This window comes from Spirosoma soli, assembly GCF_042684525.1.
Classification (GTDB): Bacteria; Bacteroidota; Bacteroidia; order Cytophagales; family Spirosomataceae; genus Spirosoma; species Spirosoma soli.
This window is the reverse complement of sequence record NZ_JBHULN010000001.1, coordinates 725,005-747,190: the sequence shown is the minus strand read 5'-3', so window position 1 is coordinate 747,190 and position 22,186 is coordinate 725,005. Positions and strand designations below refer to the sequence as shown.

Sequence of the window (22,186 nt, the reverse complement as noted above, 5' to 3'; positions counted from 1 at the left end):
AAATTAGCCGTTTGGCCTAAAATGATATTCCCTGATCTGGTAAATTAACTGACCAGACCAGGGAATGTTATCAGCTGTTTATAAAGACTACCCGCGACGACCGTAAGGGCCATACTGACCGCGCTGGTTGTATTGTTGCTGAGCAAACAGGCGCTCCCGTTGCTTTCTGGTCAGCACTGACAACATGGCCTGCTGCTTCTGCGCTCTGAGCTGACGGTATCCGGCGGGGGTTGTGCGAACCCTCGCCATCTGCTGGTCATACTGATCTTCAATCTGGTGCAACTGGCGTTCCTGCTTCCGTGACAGGCCGACAATGGCGTCGATACGTTCGATTTTTAGCTCTTCGCGAAACTCATCGTTTGGTGTATTGTATTGCGTAGGACGGTTGTTGTAAGGAGCAGAATAAACCCGTTGAGCCATGGTGCTACCGGCGGTTAAGGTCAACAATGCAAAGGCGGCTATGATTGTCTTTTTCATGATCAGTTACTTGTTTATGTGGTTAACTGATGGTTAGAGGCCCATGAGCCCATTGCGTTTAATCGACCCATACCGCCTTCTGGTCGAATGCCGATTTTCGTGCATTGAACCGGCCGAAATCATTACCGAATGACTTTATTTATTTCGCCTTGCCGATGTGCCATAGCCTGTGCCAGAATACTGGCTACAATCAGCTGAAGGGCATGATACATCATGATTGGCAGCAGTGCGATACCGGCAACACTGCCCGGAAACAACACATTCGCCATAACGCTCCCTTGCACTAATGACTTCTTTGACCCGCAGAACAAAGCTGTAATACGATCTTCCCGGTTAAAATGCATGATGCGGCTGAGGAGCGTAACAAAGCCAAAAATGAGGAAGAACAGGCCCAGCATCATGCCTGCCAGACCTACTAGATCGCCAGCCGAGTAGTCGCGAAACAGGTTGAGCGTAAACGATTCGCAGAAGGCCGTATAAACGATGAGCAGAATAATAAATTGATCAAAGTAGCGTAAGGCTGTTTTGTGTCGTTCGGCAAACCAGCCCAGCCGACGGTTCAGGACAAGGCCGAGTATGACCGGTACAATCACCTGAAGGGTTAACTTCAGAATAACGCCCTTTAAGTCGTACTGCCCATTGCTGCCGGTTAATAGTAAACTCATCCACAAGGGTGTAATGAATACGCCAATCAAGCTCGAAATACTGGCGTTAAAGATGGCGGCCGGGATATTACCACCGGCTATAGACACCATGACCACCGACGACGAAACCGTGGAGGGTAATGCTGCCACGTAAAAAATGCCGAGCCAAAGCAACTCATTTTCGGGTGTTATGAACAGCGAGCGGGCGGTTAGTACTACAGCCGGAAACACAACGAATGTGGTGAGATGAATCACCAGATGCAACCGATAATTGCGCAGGCCAGCCCGGAGCTGATCGAAATTTAGCCGTAAGCCGTAAAAGAAAAAGATAAGCGAAACGCCGTAATTAGCCAGCGCTGATAAAGAAAACGGCCCCTCCTGGACGCCCGGTGCGGGGATAACCTTAGCCAGACCAATCATAGCCAGTAGGGCCAGAATGAACCAGTCGAGCCCAACCCGAGCTAGCAAAGAACGTAACGAAGTAGTTGCCATACGAACGTAACCGGCTTCGGCTACCTTTCGTTTGGAAAGAGAAGTAATGGTCCTCTGGCCACCAAACAACAGCGTTGTTTTCTTGAAGCACAGCCAACAAAAAAGCCGTCCCGAATGTCGGGGCGGCTTTCCGCTTCTATCCACACCATTTCAAGACTGACGACCGGGCGGCCGTCGAATCTTGATGTTCAACCTTCCCTTTGTAAAGGATCTTTATGCGAAACTAAGCAATTTCTCTTTCGGGGTAAAACAGCCGTCAAATGCTGTCTTACGTTATGTCACAAATTTGGCGACATCTTTTTAAATTAACGTTAATGTCGAGTTAAAAATTACTTAACGTAGTAAATTATATCGAATTCCTTATATCTCGCTGAATTTCCGACGATAAAAAGCGTAAAAAATCAGTGGAAAGACGAATAATGTCAGTAATGTAGCCGTAATGAGGCCACCAATGACAACAATAGCCAAGGGTTTGGCGGTCTCTGAACCGATCCCGTGCGAGACGGCCGCCGGAATCAGACCTATACCCGCCATCATGGCAGTCATAATCACTGGCCGGATTCGTGAGACGACGCCCTCCCGGATTGAATCGTTTAGTGATAGACTATTTCGTAAGTTTTTCTTAAAAACCGAAATCAGAATTACACCATTCTGAATGCAGATACCAAACAAGGCGATGAAGCCAATGCCCGCCGAGATGCTAAAGTTAACGTGGGTGATCAGCAAAGCCGCAATGCCTCCGATGATAGCGAACGGAACATTGAACAGCACCAACCCAGCATCTTTTACATTACCGAATAAAACAAATAGGATAAAGAAGATACCTAACAAACTGACCGGAACCACCTGCTCCAGCCGGAGGGTAGCCCGTTGCTGATTCTCGAAGTCACCGGCCCACTTAACCGTATAGCCCGACGGGAGTTTGACATTAGTCTGCACTTTCTGCTGGGCTTCGGCTACGGCGCTACCCATGTCGCGACCGCGTACCGAGAACTTAACAGCTCCGTATCGCTGACCGGCTTCGCGGAAAATCAGTACTGGCCCGGTTTGGGTGTACACCCGGGCAATCTCTTTGATCGGAATCATAGTACCGCTTTCCGTCGGAACCATGAGCTGGCTAATCTGCTGCTCGTTAGAACGGAAAGGCAGGTCGTAGCGAATGCGTAAATCAAATTTACGCTCCCCTTCGTAAATCTGCGTGGCGGCTTTTCCGCCAATGGCCATCTCAATAACGGCCTCCGCGTCGGCCTTATCAACTCCATAGAGTGCCAGTTTACGCTCATCGAGCTCAACCCGCATCTCGGGCTGGCCAGTGGTACGAATAACCCCCAGGTCTTCAATGCCTTTAACGGTAGCCAGTTGCTTGTCAATCTCACCAGCCTTCTCTTCCAGAATGCCCTGGTCTGGCCCGTAAATTTTAACGGCAATGGAGCCTTTTACGCCCGAGACGGCTTCCTCTACGTTGTCCATGATGGGCTGCGAGAACCCAAAGTTTACCCCTGGGAAAACACTGAGCTTATGCTGCATCTCATCGACCAATTGCTCTTTGCTGATGTTCCTTTTCCACTGGTCTTGCGGATAAATGTCGACCAGAAACTCAATGTTATAGAAGCCCGTGGGGTCGGTGCCGTCGTTCGGGCGACCGGTTTGCGAGATAACCCCCTTTACTTCCGGAAACTCCTCGAAAATATGGCGCATCTGCACCGTTTGCTTCACCGATTCGGGCAACGAAATGCTCATGGGCATGGTAGCCCGGACGTAGATTGAGCCTTCATTTAGTTCGGGCAGAAACTCGGTACCCAGCAAACTAAAACCCGATAAACCAATGACGACAAGCACAGCCGTTACGAGCAAACTCAGTTTTTTGTGGGCGAAGGTATACCCGAAGGCTTTGGTCGAGTATTTGGTGACCAGATTAACAAACGGATTGTGCTTTTCGCGGACGTTCTTTTTCAGAAGGATGCTGGCCAGCACAGGCACCAGCGTTAAGGTGAAAATCAGCGCCCCCAATAAGGCGAATCCCAGCGTCCAGGCGAGTGGGCTAAACATTTTGCCTTCTACTTTCTGGAAGGAGAAGATCGGAATCAGACACGTGATGATAATAAGTTTGGAAAAGAAAATGGCCTTTCCCATTTCGGTGCCCGTTTTCCGCAGAATCCCCAGTTTCGCTAATTTATTGAACCTGGCCATGCCCTGCTCATGAGCCATCTCGTCGAGGGTAACAAAAATACCTTCCACCATGACCACAGCGCCGTCTACTATGATACCGAAGTCAATGGCACCCATCGAGAGCAGGTTGGCCGACATGCCTTTTAGACGCAGGCAAATAAAGGCAAACAGTAATGCCAGCGGAATCACAATTGACACGGTGACGGTAGTGCGCCAGTCGGCCATGAACAGAAAGACAATCACCGTAACAAATACGATCCCTTCGATCAGGTTGTGCGTGACTGTATGGGTCGCGAAGTTGATCAGTGTTTCGCGGTTGTAGAACGTATTGATCTGTACGTCGCTTGGCAGAATCCTCGTGTTTAACTCTTCAATCTTGTTTTTTACCCGCTCAATGACTTCGCTGGGGTTTTCGCCTTTGCGCATCACGACAATACATTCCACCACATCGTCTTTCTTGTCGCGGCCGGCCTGACCAAGCCGGGGTAAGGCAGATTCGGATACCTGCGCTACGTTACGCACCATGATAGGCGTTCCGTTGGCGTTTTTGATCACTATATTCTGGATGTCCTGCTGATTGCGGAGCAACCCGATACCCCGCACAACGTATGCTTCGGAGTTTTTCTCGATTACATCCCCACCTACGTTGACATTCGAGCTGGCTACTGCCTGATAGAGTTGAAGGGGCGTAATGTTGTAATCAATCAGCCGACGCGGGTCTACCGAAATCTCGTAGGTTTTTACTTCGCCACCGAAGCTGACAACATCGGCTACGCCCGGCACGCTTTTCAGCTGGCGCTCAATAACCCAGTCCTGCAGGGTTTTCAGTTCACGGGCCGTGCGCGTAGGCGACTGAAGTGTATAGCGGAAAATTTCGCCGGTGGGGCCATACGGGGGCTGAACGTCGGGTTTAATGCCTTCGGGTAGCTCGACACCATTAAGTAGGTTATTGACCTGCTGACGGGCAAACGCATCGTCAACACCGTCTTCGAATAGTACTTTTACTACCGATAAGCCAAACAGAGACGTGGAGCGGATGTCTGTGCGTTTCTGAACGGAATTAAGACCAATCTCGATCGGAATCGTAACGAACTTCTCAACTTCTTCGGCGGAGCGGCCTGGCCACTGAGTGATCAGCGTGATTTGGGTATTTGTTACGTCCGGAAACGCTTCGATAGGCGTATTCTGATAACTGATGATACCCGCAACAATCGCCAGAGCCGTCAGAAAGAAGATAAAAAACTTGTTCTTCAGGGAGAACGACAGGATATTTTTGATGAATTTGTTCATAAGCAAAAGGTGGTGTGCGTAATAATACCTACGCAAAAGTCCCATCCCCGGCTTAAATCGGTCTTAACCTGCGGTTAAAAGACAGTTAAACATTTTTTTGAAAAAGCGGCCAGAAAAATTAACCAAACTGGCTCGAACAAAAAGTAAGTGCATTTATTTATATAGTCTATGAAGCATATCAACGATGTAGTCAGTCACCAGGCTCTAATTACTCATTTGACGGGTGCCAGTAACTATACCTGGCTGCATTTCAGGAATGGGTCGACACTCTTACTGTCTAAGCCTTTATCTTCTTTTGAGGCTTTACTAACCGAGTTTGTCCGGGTTCACAAGACGGCGTTGGTCAACCCAAAATATGTCCATCAGATCAAGAGCCCCCTGCGTACCAAAACGCCGGGCGCTATTATTATGCAGGGGGGAGCGCAATTACCTGTCAGTCGTCGTCGCTGGAATCAGGTAGCCGATACGTTGGCGATGCGCGGATTGGAGAATTCCGAATTTACCCGGCTCAACAGCCCCGGCTTGGTTAATAAGATGCCCATGCGGGGGCAGGCTGAACAGGAAACTAAACAGGCAAAGCATCTAATCAATCCGCCCAGTCGGCAGGTGTGCGCTATTATACGCGACGATGTGAAAAGCCTGTTGTTGCGTCAAATTCTGGAAGAGAAATGGCCAAATTGTAACGTCCGCTTCTTTGCCAGCGGTGCGACCCTCACGGATCATATTGGGCACATGGCTTTTTCGGAACTACCGGCGTTGGTATTACTGGATGTACGGGCCGTTGGCTGGTCGGGGCTTAGCACCCTGGAGTACATCAAGACCGATAAGCAACTGCGGGTGATTCCAACGGTGGTCTTCATCAATGGCCAGTCGGGCAACGACATTGAAATCTGTTACGCAGCGGGTGCCAACTCGGTTATTCCGCAGATTGCCGACAATAACGAGTTTGCGAAGATTGTTGAACGAGTGTGTCAGTACTGGCTCTCGTTCGCCGAGTTGCCCGTTGCTACGGTAAGCTAAGCAAGTTAAACTTGCTTAGCTTAGGTCATATAGCGATCGCTGGGTAGCGTAACCGTTTCCCACCAGTATGTCCGCAGCTTCTGCGTGTATTCCATCCAGGCTTGAGCATCCGCTGGTTTAGTGACATACGATGTACTGCCGTGAAAGTACGACTCCGTAATATCTTCCTGAGCATTTGAATAACTCAACACAACAACGGGTACTTGCTTGAAGGAAGACGATTGATCTTTAATCTCCTGCAACAGCTCCCAACCGTCTTCTCGCTTGGGTAAGTACAGGTCCAGTAAAATTAATTTAGGTAAATCAGTGCCGTTCAGCAGGCAGCTGTTCAGGTACTGTAAGGCCTCCTCTCGGTTAGCCGCCCACATGGGCTCCACTTCGGGTAGCGACTGCTCAAGTGCCATTTTTATCAGGAACCAATGGTCCTTGTTATCCTCTACAACCAGCAAACTGGCATGGCGAAAGTTCCGGAGGCTGGTTGGTTGATTGTGCCGGTTAGTCATGACTTGTTTGTGTGGTTTAACCTATTAAGATACTATACTAACACCAATTTGACACTGAACCCGAAAAAAATGATTGAGTGGACTGCCAAAAAATGGGTAGAGAAATAAGTTAAAACGTGGAGTCCTAATCCGTTTTTTGTTAAGTATTGGTAATCTGTACGTTATGATTAAACCCTCTTATAAAGCTTCTAATTGTCTTTTTTTTGAGTTACGTAACTCTAGTGGCTGCTTCAGGCTTCTCGCTTCTCCCCAATAGCACCGTTCGGCATCTACGCCAAGAAGGCAATGGGCTACTTACTATCGTGCTCAATAGCGGTCAAAAGTAAGACCCACCAAGGGGACGTATAAGCAGGAAAAAGGCTGAGTTGGCGGACCGTTCAAGCAGTAATTCGGGTTCATCTGGTATCCGATTAGTTATGGGTTGTACACGTTAGTAAAACCGTTTGGCGGCAGTACCTACTTGATTTACTATGCTTGATCACCAATCTAATTTCAGCTTCGCACAAAGCAGAGAAGAAACTACTGAACTTGAAGAAGCCATTAATCCGTTACCAAGGGCCGTTCTGCGTCCTAATTCACACGTATTGCTCGATGGTGAGTGGAAAATTGCTTTCGACAACGACGATTGCGGGATTCGCGAACGATGGTATCTGGGACATAACTATCAACAGACGGCTCATTGGCCCGGTTCGGTGGAAGAACATATGGCCCAAGCCAAAGGCTTGCCCCATCCTGCCGTCTGGCAAGATAAAGTCATTGTTTGGTATGAGCGCGAATTCAACTTGCCCGAACGTAGCGGACCAACAGCCCAATCGACTATTCAGCTTACGTTTGGGGCCTGCGGTTACGAAACCCGCGTTTGGCTCAACGGATACCCGCTCCGAACCATCGAAGGCGAGGACATTCATTATGGCGAGTACACATCTTTTTCGTACGAATTGGCCGACCAGCTGCTGCGGCCGGTTAACCGACTGACGGTACGTATTGCTGACACGATGGATGCCGAAACGCCCCGCGGCAAGCAGGAGTCGCACGTGTATAAACGGGGCGGCATCTGGTACCAGACGTACACGGGCGCGGTGCGTAGTGTCTGGCTGGAAACGGTGGAGCGGAATCGGCTGCGTTCCCGCATTGGCGTGGTCAGCATTGTAGAAGACCAGCTGGTTCGGTTCAGCGTAACGACCCGTATTCACGATCCGGGCAATTACGTACTACGGCTGAAGGTGTTTGAACGAAAAGCGCCGATTGATTCAACACCACTGGCTACCTCCGATTTCCCGTTGCTGCTCGAAGCGGGTCAAAAACAACAGCGGGTGGTAATTGAGTTGCCAGGCGCAGAACTGTGGTCGCCGGAGTCGCCCACTTTATACAAGCTGGTCGCTCAGCTGATCGACGCTGACGGCTACATCGCGCAGATTGAAACGCAGTTTGGTTTGCGCAAGATCGAAGCCCGGGGGTGTTGCGTTTACCTCAATAACAAGGCGGTATATCTGGATGGTATTCTCTACCAGCCGGGTACGGCTACCTACGAAGAAATGAAGCGGCACATGCAGGCCATGAAACAACTGGGCTGCAATCTGGTACGTGTTCACATTGCGGGTGTCGATCCGCGAATTTATAACCTGGCCGACAAACTAGGTCTGCTGCTCTGGGTTGAAGTTCCCAGCCCCCACAGCTCAACTCCCCGAAGTCGCGAGAACCACCGGGCCGAGCTGTTACGCATGGTATCGCTGATTGGTACACACCCATCAGTGGTGATCTGGAGCCTGTATAACGAAGATTGGGGCGCTCAGGACATTGCCACCAATGCCGATACGCGTCAGTACATTATTGACATGTATCATTTCATGCAACTTGCCTATCCGCAGTTTCTGGTTGTAGACAACGACGGCTGGCACCATATTTCGCTTGAAGGCCGACTCAAATCGGATTTAATGACGGCTCACCTGTACACGCCCGATCCCGAGCGGTGGCGGGAACTGCTCGATCGGCTCATTGCGGGCGATTTAGCAAACGTAGCAGTAAATCCACTGGTGGTGGGAGATCCGTTCTTCTTCCGACGGCAGGTTCCGCTGATTGTCAGTGAGTGGGGCGGGTTTGGCTTCGCTGATTATGGTGGGCCTAAGGAATCTGAAGAGCGTGAGGAACGGATCCGGCTTTTCAAGCAGGAAATGCGCAAGCGGCCCATTGCCGGCGATGTGTACACACAGGCCACTAACATCGAAGACGAACGGAATGGTCTGATCGATCCGCACACGGGTGAGTTGTCGGTGGCGGCTGGTTTGCTGGCCTCCGGTGATTATAAATAGTGGTTTAGTGAGTAAACCAGTTTCGGCTAGCTAATGAAGCGTGTTTGGAGGGTAATAGGGTGGGGGGCATTGGTTGTGCTTGGGCTGGTGTTGGTCTTTGTAGGGTACATCGCCTGGAACAGCCCGGGCGAAACGTCCCCTATCCTGGGCTCCGACAACAAGCCCCTTCCTAACAGCATTGCCCAGCTCGAAGCGGTGCAGATCAATGGCACGACCCAATGGCTGCTCATCCGGGGGCACGACCGAACGAAGCCTGTTTTGCTGTTTCTCCACGGTGGACCGGGTTTGCCGGAGCTGTCGCTGTTGTCGGGCCATGAGCTGGAAAAGCAGTTTGTGGTCGTGAACTGGGAGCAGCGAGGAGCCGGAAAATCGTACAGTGCTGATGTATTCAATAATGACTTTACCGTAAATACGTTTGTTGACGATGCCGCTGAGGTTAGCCGATTACTGGCGCGACGGTTTCACCAGCCTAAACTCTTCCTGATGGCTCACTCGTGGGGAACGTTTCTGGGTATTTTATTGGTGAAAAAACATCCGGAGCTGTTTCGAGCGTATTTCAGCATCAGTCAGATTGCCAATCAGCTAGAGGCCGAGCAAATCTCGTATGACTGGGTGTTGCAGCAGGCTCAACAACACGAAAAAACGAGTCAGGTTCGGAAGCTTAGGGAGCAGGGGAGGCCCCCTTACCCCGCCAATGCCTGGCTCGACTACCTGAGCTGGCAGCGGGTCCTGGTGGCTGACTACGGCGGAGGGATGTATAGGTCAAATTTTTACCCGTTGTTTATCCGGAGTATTCTGCTTTGCCCGGAGTATACCTTACTAGACAAAATTCATTACGGATTCGGAGCTATGGAAACGGTACGTCGGTTGTGGCCACCCGTTGTCGATACTGATCTATTTAAGGTAGCTCCGACCTTATCGGTTCCCTACTTTCTGTTTCAGGGTATTCACGACTATCAGACGCCCTATCCGGTGGCTAGCCGTTATTTTAACCGAGTGCAGGCCCCGCAAAAACGGCTGTTCACCTTCGTTAACTCGGCGCATAGCCCTATTTTCGAAGAACCTGAAAGATTCATGCAATGCCTCGACAGCGCGCTTCGGCAGGTACCCATCCGGACCGTTTCCTCACTTAAGCAACCCGCAAAGTAGGCAGTCATTTATGGTCAGCTGTTGTCAAGTGTGGTCAGGGGATGTTACTGATTATAAGCTTACGCTTTGTAACAAGTTCTGACAATACCTGACCATACTTACTTGGCTTATGGGACTTATTCGTGAAACCATTCAGTACCCAGTCTTAATTACGTACATGACGGGTGCTAATAACTATACCTGGTTGAATTTTAGGGATGGTCGGCGGCAACTGGTTAGCAAATCGCTTAGTTATTTTGAGCGCCATCTGCCCGGTTTCCTGCGCGTTCATAAAACGGCCCTGGTCAATCCACAATACGTTCGGGATTGGCAGGAACCACCCCGGCGCCGAATGGCCGGAACCATCCGGATGCAGGGTAACATTGAGCTGCCCGTGGGACGACGTCGGTGGGACGACGTTGTGCAACAGCTATTGGCCGCTGAGGAGAACCAACAACCAGTCGCTGTTGCCGAATCGGAGTATCGTTCCATCATATTCCAGACGAACGAGCAGACAAAAGCGCTACTCTTTCAAGAAACGCTGGAAAAACAGTGTCCTGACTGTTTAGTGCATACGGTTAAACCAAAGGTGCCGCTGCCCGAACTGATCCGGATTTTGCCCGACAACGAATTGCCGGTGCTGATTCTGCTCGACGCGAGTACTGACCCTGGCGAACGACTCTCGACGCTGCAACGGCTGAAAGTAGAGCCGCGAACGGCCTTCATTCCAACCCTGCTGCTGGTAACCGAGAACGCTAATGATATCATCGAGAAAGCATATGCCAGAAAAGCAAATTCGGTTGTGCCTATTGCGTACCCAGAAAAAGGAAGCCAGCACGCGGCTGGACAGCACACCCTATTTGTGCAGAAAGTTACTCAGCTAGCCCGCTATTGGCTCTCTGTAACCGCATTACCTCTACCCAGACCTAGTACGTTAGTGAGCGTTTAAATCAGGTGTGACATAGGCGGTGCAGACACCGTGTCCCACCAGTAGGTTTGTAAAGCCTGAAAATAATTCAGCCATTCGAGCTGGGTTGTGGGCTTTATCATGTACGATGAACAGCCATGCTCATAGGCTTCGCGGATGTCGTCTGGTTCATCGGAACTGCTTAGCATCACGACTGGAATGCGATCCAGCGGAACAGGTAAGGTACGAATGGCTTCTAGGGTTTGCCATCCATCCTGCCGCTTGGGCATGTACAGGTCCAGCAGAACCAAGTCAGGAAAATTCCAGCCCTGCGCCAGGCAATCCGTTAAATAGCTAACGGCCTCACTGTGGGTGGTAACCCGGGTGATGTGAGCGGTTGGTAAGCCCTGTCTGAATGCCCATTCTATCAGATGCCATTGGTCATCCTGATCGTCAACGACGAGTAGTCGGATGGGTTGTTTATGCCGGTTCATAGCTATACAAGGCGGTTGATGTGAAAGCGTTATGATGTAGGATAACTCGGTAAATGATCCGTTTTAAAAGAATAGAACTGTTGGGAAGCAGCCCATAGAAGCACGAGAACTGTAATATTAGCCTATGTAATGTCACTTATTGCCAAATGTTGATAAAAGGCTTATGACCACGTAATGACAATCAATGACCACACCTCCTTAACTACGCACCTGCGGAAACCGCCGGGCAACGCGGGCCACTTGGCCGTTGATTTGGGTGGGGCACCAATTGCATTTTGTATAGTACCGCGCCGGGTTAATAGCTTGAGAGTAAAACCAATTACGTGTCTAACACCAAAGGCCTTACGGGTACACTTTCCTTTGGGAAGGAAGTCGCTATGGGTTGTACCTGACGAATGATGAAACGGCTTTTGGGCATAGTCGGCATCCGCGAGAGGCTGTAGTGAAAGTCCTGCTCGGGAACATTGTATTCCATAGCGCCAGTCAGATACCGCAGGGCTACCTTGGTTGCTTCAATCGTGATCCACTCGCCCGCGCACCGGTGTCCGGTGAGGTAATCGCCACCGCCCTGAGGAATTAATCGGAACCGGTTTCCCTGCCAGTTTTGGAACCGTTCGGGCCGGAACTCGTCGGGTTGTTCCCAAAGTCTGGGGTCATGGTTGGTGCCATAAATGTCCAGCAGTACCAGCGTTGCTTTCGGAAATAAATAGCCTTTCCAACTAAACTCCGAACGTACGCGGGCACCCGTAAATGGGGCAAATGGGTAGAACCGGCGGACCTCGTCAACGAACCAGTCCAGTTCTTCTCCGTTGCCCGTCTGAAGTCGTTTTCGCCAGTCGGGGTGTTCGTGCAAGGCCAGGGCAGCAAAGGTGATGTACCAGGAAATAGCCACGGTAGGGCGAATCAGGTTTATTAACTCAATGGCTGCCATTCGGGCGGGGAGCGGCTGACCGTCCGCTTCCTGGTAAACGGCCAGTGTGTCAAGGGGTGTTCCGTCGGGCGCAGTCAGCTGGCCACTACGTACTTGCTCAATAATACCTTGCATCCACGATTCACTTTGTTGCCGTCCCCAACGGCCGCGCAGATGGCGCGGGCCAACGGCACCAAATGCATCAACCATGGCGGCAAAATGCCGGGTTCGCCGGTGAACTTCCGTTGCGTCCAGGGGGACACCCGCCCAGGCACAGACGCCCCTGAACAAGATTTCCTGCACCTCCTCAAAAAAAACCACCTGGTTCCGCTGCTGCCACCGACTGATCGCGGCCTGCCACTCGGTGGCCATGTTATCCATCAGCGTCTGAATGCTGGTAGGTCCCATGAGTGACATGAACATTTCTTTCCGACGACGGTGCTGACCATCGTCGAGCGTCATGATGCTTCGTTGGCCCAGCAGCGTCTTTTGTATCGGTTTCGGAATGGCCCCTTTGCGCACAAATCGCTCGGGGTCGTAGAACAGCCGAACAGCCTCTTCACCACTTATGCAGATTGTGTTCTGAAACATCAACCGGGTTTGGAAGATGTCGGAGCCGTGGCGTTGGCAGCGCTTCTGAATAAAGGTGAAGCCGTCTTTGAGGACGGCCAACGAGCTATCGAACGCATTTTCGCGAGGTATTGATACCATGTCTGTTAAGCTTGAGCGATGTCCTGTCCTGTATGTACGTTAATGCTGAATTACCTACCTTCAACGTAGGTTAAGTATTTTTGTAGGGCTTAGTGAGCAAACGGTCCCGTCAACTTGAGGTCAGCAAGATTCATTTTCCTGGGATGAGACGCAGGAGGCTTCCTTATTTTAAAGACTGTTCGTGCTTTTCGAGTACGTCGAGTACCCGTTCGGGATGCACATCGTTGGCCAGTTCAGAAATCTCCGGGTCATGGGCTTCCTGAACGTCCATTTTCTTGGCCATCTCCGTAACCAGAATCACCAGCCGGGTAATCTCATGCTCGGCCAGTAAACTGACTTGTAAGTCTAAATCGGCGCGCTTGTCGGCCAATACAGCCATGCGGTTCTGGCTGATGAGCACAAACGTCGACAGAAAAATAGCCTCTACCGAAGCCGCCATCGCCAACACCACAAACGAGGGGTCGAAGGGCCTGAGCCCCAGCCAGCCCAGGTTCCAGATAATCCAGGTGCCATACAGAAGCAAGTGAACCAGCACAAAGTTCAGGCTACCGGCAAATCGGGTAATTGAATCGGCCAGCTCATCCTGCCAGCTCTTTCGGGCCTGTTCGGCTAGTCGACGCTCGAGAAGAGCTTTTATATTCCGTTCAACGATCTGAGCCATGTTTGTTGATGACTCTTGATCAGAATGGTCGTTATCCAGTTTCATAGTTCGGTTGTACAGGTACTCCTAGCCAACCTAGTACAAAATAGAGCGGTAACGTAAAGCCGTAAGAAATAAGGCAACGGCCTTGGCTATGAGAGGGACCGAATCCTCATTTATGGGAAGATTTCGTCATACGGTGCTTGGTTTGGGAGTTAGGCTAATGCACGAGCAGTATAGCATAAATACTCCTGTACTGATTAGTAACGTTACGTATATTATAGGCCGTGATTGCTTCCTGAAGATTCAGCCAAAGACTATTCGCATGACCCTGTCACTTTCGGAGTACTGCCAGTTACCAAGAGGTATTCAGAGCGCTCTTTTGCTGAAAGAAGGAGTTCCGCTGATGTGGCGAGTCATGATGGGCAAGCACCACGCGGTATTATACAGTCTGGGGGCGTTTTATGTCGAAGCCAGCTGGGACAAAGAGTGGACATTGAAATACCTGCACCCCTTCAGGAACGTTAACGAGCTGAATCCTTACTTGGCCCTGATTGACTGGGAGGAGTTTGCCTGATGTAATCAGCAAAGGCCTGTTTCATATGGTCACTTAAGCCGTTACCTCAATACTTGATTACCTGGGTCTATAGTAAACGGGTTTTTTCGTTATTGTGTTTTATAAGTAATCGACTCAACAAAACATCACTATAATGAATGAAGCACTAAAACTTGTTCTGGCCTTGGCTGGACTCCTGATTGCCTCTGGGTTGTTAACCTATTTCACGAAACCGGCTGAGTATCTACCGGCAACTACAGCACGTAAGAAAAAGCGACATAAGAAAACCCAGCTACGGGATGCGCAACCTTATCTGACAGACGATGGGTTTGTGGCGCTTGACGTTGAAGGGCAACGTTATAATGCAAAAACTAAACGGAGCGAAAGGGTCACCGATCAGCCCCAGGAAACGTTATCCGCTGATCTTGGTCAGTCATTAACTGACCGGAATGCGGCCTTACACGGAGAGAGCAGCGAAGTTTAATAACCACGTACGATAATGAAAGCCCTTGTTAGGCAGCGACATCATAGGGGTGCCGTTGCCTAACTTCATTTAGGGGTAACCAACTTACAAAAAGGGTCGCGAGTTAGTTATGCTATATAGTCTATATGATCGACTGAAAAATAGGAGTTTGCCAGCGTTAACGGCTCTCTGTATTTCTAACCGACTAATTAAACTCGCATGAATTATTTAGAATCGACTCACAGTACTACTTCAACGCAGCAACCGCTACTTACGTCTAATCGTCTTAGTGATCAGAAAATACAATCAATAGCAACCCGTGCTGCTGCATCCGTAGAGCATTTGGTTTGCTTTTCCCACTTGCGCTGGAAGTTTGTTTACCAGCGTCCTCAACACCTGCTTTCGCGGGCTAGCCGCCAATGGCATATCTGGTTCGTTGAAGAACCCATGTACGGTGATGAGTGCCGCTTAGACGTGTGCCATGTTACCGATACGCTGTCGGTAGTAGTGCCTCACCTGGCGCACGGCACAAACCCCGAGGAGACCATACAATGCCAGCGGGAGTTGGTCGATCAATTACTTAAGCAGCAAAACATTAATGAGTTCATTGCCTGGTATTATACGCCAATGGCCCTGGCCTTCAGCAACCACCTGCGCCCTCGGTTAACCGTGTATGATTGCATGGACGAGCTATCGGCTTTTCACGGCGCTCCGCCAAGCTTAATCGCACAAGAAAAGAGTTTATTGAAACAGGCTGATGTTGTTTTCACGGGTGGAATCAGCTTATACGAAGCCAAGCAGGCTAAGCATCCGAGGGTGTTTGCTTTCCCGAGCAGTATCGACCACGTGCATTTTGCGGAATCACGACAAGCATTGGCCGACCCTGCCGACATGAGTCACATTGAGGGGCCTCGTATTGGCTTTTGTGGGGTTATCGACGAACGGTTGAACCTTGATTTGCTCCGAGGCCTGGCCGAACGTCGGCCCGACTGGCAATTCGTTCTGTTAGGCCCCGTGGTTAAGATTGACCCGGCCACCTTGCCGCAGGGGCCAAACCTGCATTATCTGGGCATGAAATCGTATGAAGAGCTGCCCTCATACTTCGGAAACTGGAATGCCGCCATCATGCCCTTTGCGATCAATGATGCTACGCGTTACATCAGCCCAACCAAAACACCGGAATATTTAGCGGCTGGTTTGCCCGTGGTGTCGACACCAATTCGGGATGTCATCAGAACGTATGGGAGCATGCCTCATGTGCTTATTGCCGATTCTGTGTACCCATTTGAGCAGGCGCTCGATAAACAATTGTCGAATTGCCCTACCGACTGGACTATGGTGGATGCGTACCTGCGAGAAAACACCTGGGACAATACGTGGGTTACTATGCAACGGATCATGCAATCTCAACTGTCCGTTGTTGCTGAACAGTAAATAGGTACGTATGGACATAAGCACTACAACCACACCGATGGCCTTATGGGGTGGAATCGAATGCACCGTTAATCGGGTAGGCGATCGGTACCAGGATCAGTTGCTACGTAATGGGCACCATCACCGTTTCGACGATCTGACCGCGCTGGCTGACCTTGGGTTGCGGACCTTGCGCTACCCCATGATTTGGGAACGTACCAAGCCGAATCAGTCAGGTGAACCCGATTGGCGGTGGGCCGACGAGCGGTTAGCCCGGCTCCGCGAGCTGCAGATCGATCCCATCTTAGGCCTGGTGCATCACGGTTGTGGTCCAGACTATGCTTCTTTCGATACGGCTTCGTTTGAGGAAGAACTACCGAAATATGCCCGCCAGGTAGCTGAGCGGTATCCGTGGGTTATGGCCTATACACCCGTTAATGAACCCTTAACAACCGCCCGGTTTTCAGGCCTGTATGGATTCTGGTATCCGCATACGCAGTCGGATCGGGCCTTTGCCGAGATTTTATTGCGGGAGTGCCGGGCCACAGTTAAAGCTATGCAGCAAATCCGGCTCGTTCAACCCGATGCTCAACTGATACAAACCGACGACTTGGGGCAGACGCATAGCACGCCCTTATTGTCGTATCAGGCCGACTGGGAAAATGGACGTCGGTGGTTAACCTGGGATTTGCTTTGCGGCTGGGTAGGGCCTGAGCACCCCTTCTGGACGTACTTCCGGCGAGTTGGAATTCCCGAAAAAGACCTATGGTTCCTGGTCGAAAACCCGTGTCCGCCGTCTATCATTGGAGTCAATCATTACATCACCAGCGAGCGGTATCTCGATGAGAACCTGGTAGACTATCCACCGCACCTGCACTGTGGCAATACCCGGCACCGTTACGTCGATACAGAGGTAGTACGGGCCGCGCCCGATCAGCGCGTTGGCCTGGCCGGACTCTTACTGCAAACCTGGGAGCGCTACAAGCTGCCCATCGCCGTTACCGAAGCGCACCTTGGTTGTACTGTCGATGAACAAATGCGTTGGCTGTGGGACATGTGGCAAGAAGCTGAACAGGCTAAAGCGGCTGGGGCCGATATACGCGCCGTAACGGCCTGGGCCTTACTGGGCTCTTATGACTGGCATTGCCTGCTAACGCGGCAAGAAGGCGTATATGAACCGGGTGCTTTTGATGTGAGCACGGGCGAGCTACGTCCCACCGAGCTGGCTGAACTGGTTGGACGGTTAGCAACCGGCAATAATCCTCACGAACTGGTACCCGAGGGACCAGGCTGGTGGCAGCTCTCAGAACTGGTTTCGCAGTAGTGCCGTAGAAACGAGACAGTTTAACTCATGACACAAGCTTCGTCGTCGTCAATTCCGTTGGAGCCAGATCTGGCTACCTACTTATTTGCCCGACGAGAGGCTATACTCGATACTTGGCGGGTGGCCTGCGAGCAGGACTCGATGCTCCGCACGTTGCCTATGCTGTCGCGCGAGGAGTTTAACGACATGATACCGACCATTCTTAATGGGCTCACCCAACGGCTGCGTAATGAACCGGAAAAAACCGAGCCGTTGCTGTTGGCCAGTGAACACGGGCTGCATCGCTGGCATAAGGGCTATACACTCCGGCAGCTAATACGAGAAGTTAAACACCTGCGGGGCGTTCTTTCCGGTGAGCTTCAAACGTATGAAGAATTGTATCCGGCTGCTGATCCGAAACTAATATACAAAGCCTATCATGCGTTTGCCGAATTAAACGAAGACATTATTGAAGGCAGCGTTGCCCGATACGACGAGTTAGAGCGGGCGTCGGCAACGGCTCGGGCTAATACGCTTCAGGAAGCGTTGGATAGCGTTAACGAACTGGCACGCCAACGAACCGATATGCTGCGGACATCCAGTCACGATTTGCGGAGTAGTTTGGGCATCATTCAAGGAGCAGCGTTTATGCTCGATCTGGAAAACCAGAAGCCTCAAGAACGTACTCGTCTGATAGACATGCTGAACCGCAACCTGACAAACGTTCAGGTAATGCTACAGAACCTGATGAGCCTCGCCCGGCTCGATGCTGGTCAGGAAAACCCCGACATTAGTCGTTTCAACGTTGCCGAATTACTTCGTGAACTGACCCAAAGCGCCGAACCAATAGCGGCCGACCGGGGGCTAACGCTTATGGGCGATGGGGTTGAGGAGCTTATCGTAGAAAGTGATGGGCTTAAAGTTCGGCGTATTGTTCAGAACCTGTTAATGAACGCTTTATTGTACACTCAATCGGGCGTTGTATCGGTTTCGTGGGGGAAGGAAGACGATTATCGCTGGACGGTCAGCGTGCAGGATTCGGGTCCTGGCTTGCCCGGGGAGGTTGTAGAGGCAATTGCCGGTAAGCTAAGCCCATCTACAGAAGCGTCATCTGTTTATGAAGCCAAGCCGCTGGAAGAGCCTCCGATTGAGGAAGCCCCCGCTCATACCAAAAAATCGAATGAATCGCAGGGGCACGGAGAAGGCATCGGCCTGCATATCGTTAAGCGGCTTTGTGAACTACTCGAAGCTAACCTCGATGTAGAAACATCACCGCAGGGAACCCTCATCCGGGTTCGATTTCCGATTCACTTTAAGTAACCCCGCTTTCCTAACCATTGGCCCGAAAGCTTCGACTTTAGCCGTTTTCGGGGTACCCTTCCAGATAATGTTGTACGTCTCTGCTGCAATTCTGTAACGCAGACCTCAAGCACCATTGCGACCTTTGCTGTGTTATTAGTCCGCAATGTTGGTCGTACCGCTATTGTACATAACCGACGAATAAACCAGTAAACGCCATGGAAACTGTAAAATTCAAAACCAATATTAAGTGTGGTGCCTGCGTCGCTACGGTGACGCCTTTTCTCAACGAAGCCGTTGGCGAAGGCCACTGGCAGGTAGATATTCAGAACCCTGATAAGGTTCTGACCGCCGACGCTGCTGAAGCTACCAAAGTGAAGCAGGCCATTGAAAAAGCCGGTTACAAAGCCGAGCCATTGAGTTAAGTAGCTACCGTGTAATTATGGCTACCAACACAACCATTTCTCCTGAAAGATCAGCTAAAGCCAAGCCCTCGGCCGGTATCCGGCGAACGTATCCAGTGCTGGAGATGTCGTGTGCTGCCTGCGCTGTTAGCGTCGAATCGACCCTAAAAAGCACCCCCGGTGTTATTGATGCGGGGGTTAACTACGCTAATCAATCCGCCTGGGTGCAGTTCGACCCGGCCGCCGTGACGCCTGAAGCGCTGCAAAACGCGATCCGCTCCGTGGGGTACGACATTGTTATCGACGCCGAAGATCCCCGGCAGGTGCAGGAAGAAGCCCAGCAGCGTCACTACAAAACCATCCGCCAGCGCACCATTTGGGCGTTTGCTTTGTCGCTACCCGTTGTGGTGATCGGCATGTTCTTCATGGACTCAAACGGTGGGCCGATCCCCTACGCCAATGAGATCATGATGGCCTTATCAGCGCCTGTTGTGCTTGGTTTGGGGCGGTCGTTCTTCACGAATGCCTGGAAACAGGCCCGCCATGGTAAGGCCAACATGGATACGCTGGTTGCCTTAAGCACAGGTATTGCGTTTCTGTTTAGCGCGTTCAATACGATATACCCGGAATTCTGGCACCAGCGTGGTTTGCACTCAACCGAACGCGGCCCGCACGTTTATTTTGAAGCGGCTTCGGTCGTCATTGCTTTTATTTTGCTTGGTAAGCTGCTCGAAGAGCGGGCAAAGTCGAATACGTCTTCGGCCATTAGAAAACTGATTGGCTTACAACCCAAGACCGTTTGGGTGATCGAAGGGGAATCGGAACGGGAGATCCCCATTACGGCCGTGCAGGTGGGGCAGTTGCTGCTGGTGAGGCCGGGCGAAAAAATACCGGTGGATGGGATGGTTGAAGCCGGAGCGTCATACGTCGATGAAAGTATGATTACCGGAGAGCCGATTCCAGTAGAGAAACAGATAGGTGCTCCGGTGTTTGCCGGGACCATTAACCAACGAGGAAGTTTTCGATTTCGGGCGCAGAGTGTGGGTGGCGACACCATTCTGGCGCAGATTATCCGGATGGTGCAGGACGCCCAGGGTAGTAAAGCCCCCGTGCAGCGCCTGGTCGATAAAATTGCGGGTGTCTTTGTGCCAATTGTTATTGGCATAGCCGTTTTAACATTCATTACCTGGATGACATTTGGGGGCGAAGACGCGCTTACTACGGCGCTATTGACGTCTGTTACGGTATTGGTCATTGCCTGTCCCTGTGCATTGGGGTTGGCCACGCCCACTGCCATTATGGTTGGTGTGGGTAAGGGCGCCGAAAATAATTTGCTCATTAAAGACGCCGAGAGCCTGGAATTAGGCTATAAAGTCAATGCGCTGGTACTCGATAAAACAGGGACTATCACCGAAGGCAAGCCTGTAGTCACTGATTGCTTGTGGACAGTTCCTGCGGATGAGCGTTCCTTACCCGAAGCCGTGCTTTACGCTATGGAGGCCCAATCGGAGCACCCTTTGGCCGAAGCCATAACGCGCTATATAAGCAGTAGTGACAGGATGGCTATTACGCTGGACGGCTTCGAGAGTGTAACGGGTAGGGGGGTGAGCGCGCGTTACCAACGAGAAGAGTATTACGTTGGCAATCAAAAGCTGTTGCAGGATCACTCCGTTCCAGTCGGCGACGAGCTGAGTCGGCAAGCTAATCAGTGGCAGGAAGAGGCTAAAACGGTCATCTTCTTCGCCAAAGATCAGCAAGTGCTCGCTATTGTTGCCATTGCTGACCCTGTTAAAGCCACTGCAAAACAGGCTATTAACACCCTTCAGGGGCGAGGTATTGCCGTATATATGCTCACGGGTGATAATGCGCAAACCGCAGCTGCCGTAGCCGAACAGGTAGGCATCAAACACTACAGGGCCGAAGTTATGCCCGCTACCAAAGCCGACTTTGTCAAAGCATTGCAGACAAAGGGTTATGTAGTGGCTATGGTAGGCGACGGCATCAATGATTCGCAGGCGTTGGCCCAGGCAGATGTCAGTGTTGCTATGGGAAAAGGCTCCGATATTGCCATGGACGTTGCCAAAATGACGCTCATTACGTCAGATCTAAACAGCATACCGAAGGCATTACAGTTGTCCCGGAAAACGGTGCAAACCATCCGGCAAAATCTGTTCTGGGCGTTCATCTACAATATTATTGGTATTCCCATTGCCGCCGGAATTCTTTATCCGTCTTTTGGCTTTTTGCTTAACCCAATGCTGGCCGGAGCCGCTATGGCGCTAAGCTCTGTATCGGTTGTTAGCAATAGTCTGCGGCTGAAAGGAGTAAAACTTTAACAGTTACGTATGTAGTCAAAACAACCGGTCCGCCGGGAGCGGTCAAGCTTTATTCATGCATTAGCAACATGAGTTAGCCGATTTCAATAAGCCTATTCATCCTGAACAGTGAACGAGGTGGCGCATAACGTTTCTCCTGGAACTTAGCTTGCTCAAGTTTATACCCCTTCAACCTGTTTCAGGTTAAATTCTAACCAGTATCGACAAGTAAGGCCGAGCTGCTCTTTCAAAAGAGTAAAATCGGTTGGTTTTCTCAGGAATGAATTGACACCCGTTTCAAAACAATCATTGATTTCCTCAGCCGAAGCGTCAGCACTCATCATCACCACTGGGATTTTCTTGTATCGGGACTGCTCTTTGAGAAAAAGCAAGGTTTCATGACCATCCAGGATCGGCATATGCTGATCCAGTAAAACCAGATTGGGTAACGAACTTAAGAAGGGAAGCTGATTCAAAAAATCTCGCCCATCCGTAAAGAAACGTACCGAGTAGGTGGGCAAGTAGTGGCTAAACAGCTCCTCAAGTAAGAAGCGGTAATCGGCTGTATCATCAACGATACAGACTAAGGGAGCAGCGGTCATATTGAGGCTGGTAAGAGATCAACATCCGGTTGAACGGTCCGCTGTTGGAAGTGGTATATCCCTATTGGGCAGCCAGGGGAAGTAAAGTGCTTACTAATCAGTAATTCATTAAGCCGATTTGTAAGTAAAACACCATT

At 50.8% G+C, this 22,186-nt stretch carries 19 protein-coding genes; 11 read left to right on the top strand and 8 right to left on the bottom strand.

Annotation, left to right across the window (positions count from 1 at the left end):
- Window positions 1-87: 87 nt before the first annotated feature.
- The 3 genes from ACFSUS_RS03055 to ACFSUS_RS03045 all read right to left on the bottom strand — a co-directional run bounded on the left by ACFSUS_RS03055 (window position 88) and on the right by ACFSUS_RS03045 (window position 5,072).
- A complete protein-coding gene (locus ACFSUS_RS03055) occupies window positions 88-477 on the bottom strand; it encodes a hypothetical protein (RefSeq protein ID WP_381518885.1) in 390 nt (129 codons plus the stop codon).
- 122 nt (window positions 478-599) lie between these two features.
- Complete coding sequence (locus ACFSUS_RS03050) at window positions 600-1,613, bottom strand: bile acid:sodium symporter family protein (protein WP_381518882.1); 1,014 nt, start codon at window positions 1,611-1,613, stop codon at window positions 600-602.
- A gap of 360 nt (window positions 1,614-1,973) precedes the next feature.
- Entirely contained in the window at window positions 1,974-5,072 is a 3,099-nt protein-coding gene (locus tag ACFSUS_RS03045) for an efflux RND transporter permease subunit (RefSeq protein WP_381518879.1), read from the bottom strand.
- 168 nt (window positions 5,073-5,240) lie between these two features.
- Here ACFSUS_RS03045 and ACFSUS_RS03040 point away from each other — a divergent pair, with 168 nt between their 5' ends.
- Window positions 5,241-6,092, top strand: a complete 852-nt coding sequence (locus ACFSUS_RS03040) for a response regulator transcription factor (RefSeq protein WP_381518877.1) — start codon at window positions 5,241-5,243, stop codon at window positions 6,090-6,092.
- 20 nt (window positions 6,093-6,112) lie between these two features.
- On the opposite strand, the gene ACFSUS_RS03035 is transcribed toward ACFSUS_RS03040, so the two are convergent.
- The gene (locus ACFSUS_RS03035) at window positions 6,113-6,595 is read right to left on the bottom strand and encodes a response regulator (protein ID WP_381518875.1); all 483 of its coding nucleotides are present in this window, start codon (window positions 6,593-6,595) and stop codon (window positions 6,113-6,115) included.
- Between the two features lie 470 nt (window positions 6,596-7,065).
- On the opposite strand from ACFSUS_RS03035, the gene ACFSUS_RS03030 reads away from it, so the two are divergent.
- From ACFSUS_RS03030 to ACFSUS_RS03020, 3 genes are all read left to right on the top strand, one after another.
- Window positions 7,066-8,904 (top strand): glycoside hydrolase family 2 protein, encoded by a 1,839-nt coding sequence (locus tag ACFSUS_RS03030; RefSeq protein WP_381518872.1) that lies wholly within the window; start codon window positions 7,066-7,068, stop codon window positions 8,902-8,904.
- A 33-nt stretch (window positions 8,905-8,937) separates the two neighbouring features.
- Entirely contained in the window at window positions 8,938-10,053 is a 1,116-nt protein-coding gene (locus ACFSUS_RS03025; RefSeq protein WP_381518869.1) for an alpha/beta fold hydrolase, read from the top strand.
- A gap of 109 nt (window positions 10,054-10,162) precedes the next feature.
- Window positions 10,163-10,981 carry a LytTR family transcriptional regulator DNA-binding domain-containing protein gene (locus ACFSUS_RS03020; protein WP_381518867.1) on the top strand — a complete coding sequence of 273 codons (819 nt, stop codon included), beginning with the start codon at window positions 10,163-10,165 and terminating at the stop codon, window positions 10,979-10,981.
- On the opposite strand, the gene ACFSUS_RS03015 is transcribed toward ACFSUS_RS03020, so the two are convergent.
- The 3 genes from ACFSUS_RS03015 to ACFSUS_RS03005 form a co-directional block, all read right to left on the bottom strand.
- Window positions 10,978-11,433, bottom strand: coding sequence for a response regulator (locus tag ACFSUS_RS03015; protein ID WP_381518865.1), 456 nt, complete (start codon window positions 11,431-11,433; stop codon window positions 10,978-10,980). The two genes, ACFSUS_RS03020 and ACFSUS_RS03015, sit on opposite strands and share 4 nt — an antisense overlap.
- A gap of 319 nt (window positions 11,434-11,752) precedes the next feature.
- Window positions 11,753-13,054: a cytochrome P450 gene (locus ACFSUS_RS03010; RefSeq protein WP_381518862.1), complete on the bottom strand. Its 1,302-nt coding sequence runs from the start codon at window positions 13,052-13,054 to the stop codon at window positions 11,753-11,755.
- Between the two features lie 163 nt (window positions 13,055-13,217).
- Complete coding sequence (locus ACFSUS_RS03005; protein ID WP_381518859.1) at window positions 13,218-13,760, bottom strand: DUF1003 domain-containing protein; 543 nt, start codon at window positions 13,758-13,760, stop codon at window positions 13,218-13,220.
- A 112-nt stretch (window positions 13,761-13,872) separates the two neighbouring features.
- Between ACFSUS_RS03005 and ACFSUS_RS03000 the strand changes: the two genes are divergently transcribed.
- From ACFSUS_RS03000 to ACFSUS_RS02970, 7 genes are all read left to right on the top strand, one after another.
- Window positions 13,873-14,271, top strand: coding sequence for a hypothetical protein (locus tag ACFSUS_RS03000; RefSeq protein WP_381518856.1), 399 nt, complete (start codon window positions 13,873-13,875; stop codon window positions 14,269-14,271).
- Between the two features lie 133 nt (window positions 14,272-14,404).
- A complete protein-coding gene (locus tag ACFSUS_RS02995; RefSeq protein WP_381518853.1) occupies window positions 14,405-14,734 on the top strand; it encodes a hypothetical protein in 330 nt (109 codons plus the stop codon).
- Between the two features lie 198 nt (window positions 14,735-14,932).
- Complete coding sequence (locus ACFSUS_RS02990) at window positions 14,933-16,147, top strand: glycosyltransferase family 1 protein (RefSeq protein ID WP_381518850.1); 1,215 nt, start codon at window positions 14,933-14,935, stop codon at window positions 16,145-16,147.
- A gap of 10 nt (window positions 16,148-16,157) precedes the next feature.
- Entirely contained in the window at window positions 16,158-17,450 is a 1,293-nt protein-coding gene (locus ACFSUS_RS02985) for a family 1 glycosylhydrolase (RefSeq protein WP_381518847.1), read from the top strand.
- A 27-nt stretch (window positions 17,451-17,477) separates the two neighbouring features.
- The gene (locus tag ACFSUS_RS02980) at window positions 17,478-18,749 is read left to right on the top strand and encodes a sensor histidine kinase (RefSeq protein ID WP_381518844.1); all 1,272 of its coding nucleotides are present in this window, start codon (window positions 17,478-17,480) and stop codon (window positions 18,747-18,749) included.
- A gap of 197 nt (window positions 18,750-18,946) precedes the next feature.
- Window positions 18,947-19,153, top strand: coding sequence for a heavy-metal-associated domain-containing protein (locus ACFSUS_RS02975; RefSeq protein WP_381518841.1), 207 nt, complete (start codon window positions 18,947-18,949; stop codon window positions 19,151-19,153).
- Between the two features lie 17 nt (window positions 19,154-19,170).
- On the top strand, window positions 19,171-21,468 hold the full coding sequence (locus tag ACFSUS_RS02970) for a heavy metal translocating P-type ATPase (RefSeq protein ID WP_381518838.1): 2,298 nt from the start codon (window positions 19,171-19,173) through the stop codon (window positions 21,466-21,468).
- Between the two features lie 158 nt (window positions 21,469-21,626).
- Here the strand turns inward: ACFSUS_RS02970 and ACFSUS_RS02965 are convergent, their stop codons facing one another.
- Window positions 21,627-22,049, bottom strand: coding sequence for a response regulator (locus tag ACFSUS_RS02965; RefSeq protein WP_381518836.1), 423 nt, complete (start codon window positions 22,047-22,049; stop codon window positions 21,627-21,629).
- Between the last annotated feature and the right edge of the window lie 137 nt (window positions 22,050-22,186).

Coding starts and splice junctions, on each gene's coding strand:
- ACFSUS_RS03055 (WP_381518885.1), bottom strand. CDS start 477: ATGAAAAAGACAATCATAGCCGCCTTTGCATTGTTGACCTTAACCGCC.
- ACFSUS_RS03050 (WP_381518882.1), bottom strand. CDS start 1,613: ATGGCAACTACTTCGTTACGTTCTTTGCTAGCTCGGGTTGGGCTCGAC.
- ACFSUS_RS03045 (WP_381518879.1), bottom strand. CDS start 5,072: ATGAACAAATTCATCAAAAATATCCTGTCGTTCTCCCTGAAGAACAAG.
- ACFSUS_RS03040 (WP_381518877.1), top strand. CDS start 5,241: ATGAAGCATATCAACGATGTAGTCAGTCACCAGGCTCTAATTACTCAT.
- ACFSUS_RS03035 (WP_381518875.1), bottom strand. CDS start 6,595: ATGACTAACCGGCACAATCAACCAACCAGCCTCCGGAACTTTCGCCAT.
- ACFSUS_RS03030 (WP_381518872.1), top strand. CDS start 7,066: ATGCTTGATCACCAATCTAATTTCAGCTTCGCACAAAGCAGAGAAGAA.
- ACFSUS_RS03025 (WP_381518869.1), top strand. CDS start 8,938: ATGAAGCGTGTTTGGAGGGTAATAGGGTGGGGGGCATTGGTTGTGCTT.
- ACFSUS_RS03020 (WP_381518867.1), top strand. CDS start 10,163: ATGGGACTTATTCGTGAAACCATTCAGTACCCAGTCTTAATTACGTAC.
- ACFSUS_RS03015 (WP_381518865.1), bottom strand. CDS start 11,433: ATGAACCGGCATAAACAACCCATCCGACTACTCGTCGTTGACGATCAG.
- ACFSUS_RS03010 (WP_381518862.1), bottom strand. CDS start 13,054: ATGGTATCAATACCTCGCGAAAATGCGTTCGATAGCTCGTTGGCCGTC.
- ACFSUS_RS03005 (WP_381518859.1), bottom strand. CDS start 13,760: ATGAAACTGGATAACGACCATTCTGATCAAGAGTCATCAACAAACATG.
- ACFSUS_RS03000 (WP_381518856.1), top strand. CDS start 13,873: ATGGGAAGATTTCGTCATACGGTGCTTGGTTTGGGAGTTAGGCTAATG.
- ACFSUS_RS02995 (WP_381518853.1), top strand. CDS start 14,405: ATGAATGAAGCACTAAAACTTGTTCTGGCCTTGGCTGGACTCCTGATT.
- ACFSUS_RS02990 (WP_381518850.1), top strand. CDS start 14,933: ATGAATTATTTAGAATCGACTCACAGTACTACTTCAACGCAGCAACCG.
- ACFSUS_RS02985 (WP_381518847.1), top strand. CDS start 16,158: ATGGACATAAGCACTACAACCACACCGATGGCCTTATGGGGTGGAATC.
- ACFSUS_RS02980 (WP_381518844.1), top strand. CDS start 17,478: ATGACACAAGCTTCGTCGTCGTCAATTCCGTTGGAGCCAGATCTGGCT.
- ACFSUS_RS02975 (WP_381518841.1), top strand. CDS start 18,947: ATGGAAACTGTAAAATTCAAAACCAATATTAAGTGTGGTGCCTGCGTC.
- ACFSUS_RS02970 (WP_381518838.1), top strand. CDS start 19,171: ATGGCTACCAACACAACCATTTCTCCTGAAAGATCAGCTAAAGCCAAG.
- ACFSUS_RS02965 (WP_381518836.1), bottom strand. CDS start 22,049: ATGACCGCTGCTCCCTTAGTCTGTATCGTTGATGATACAGCCGATTAC.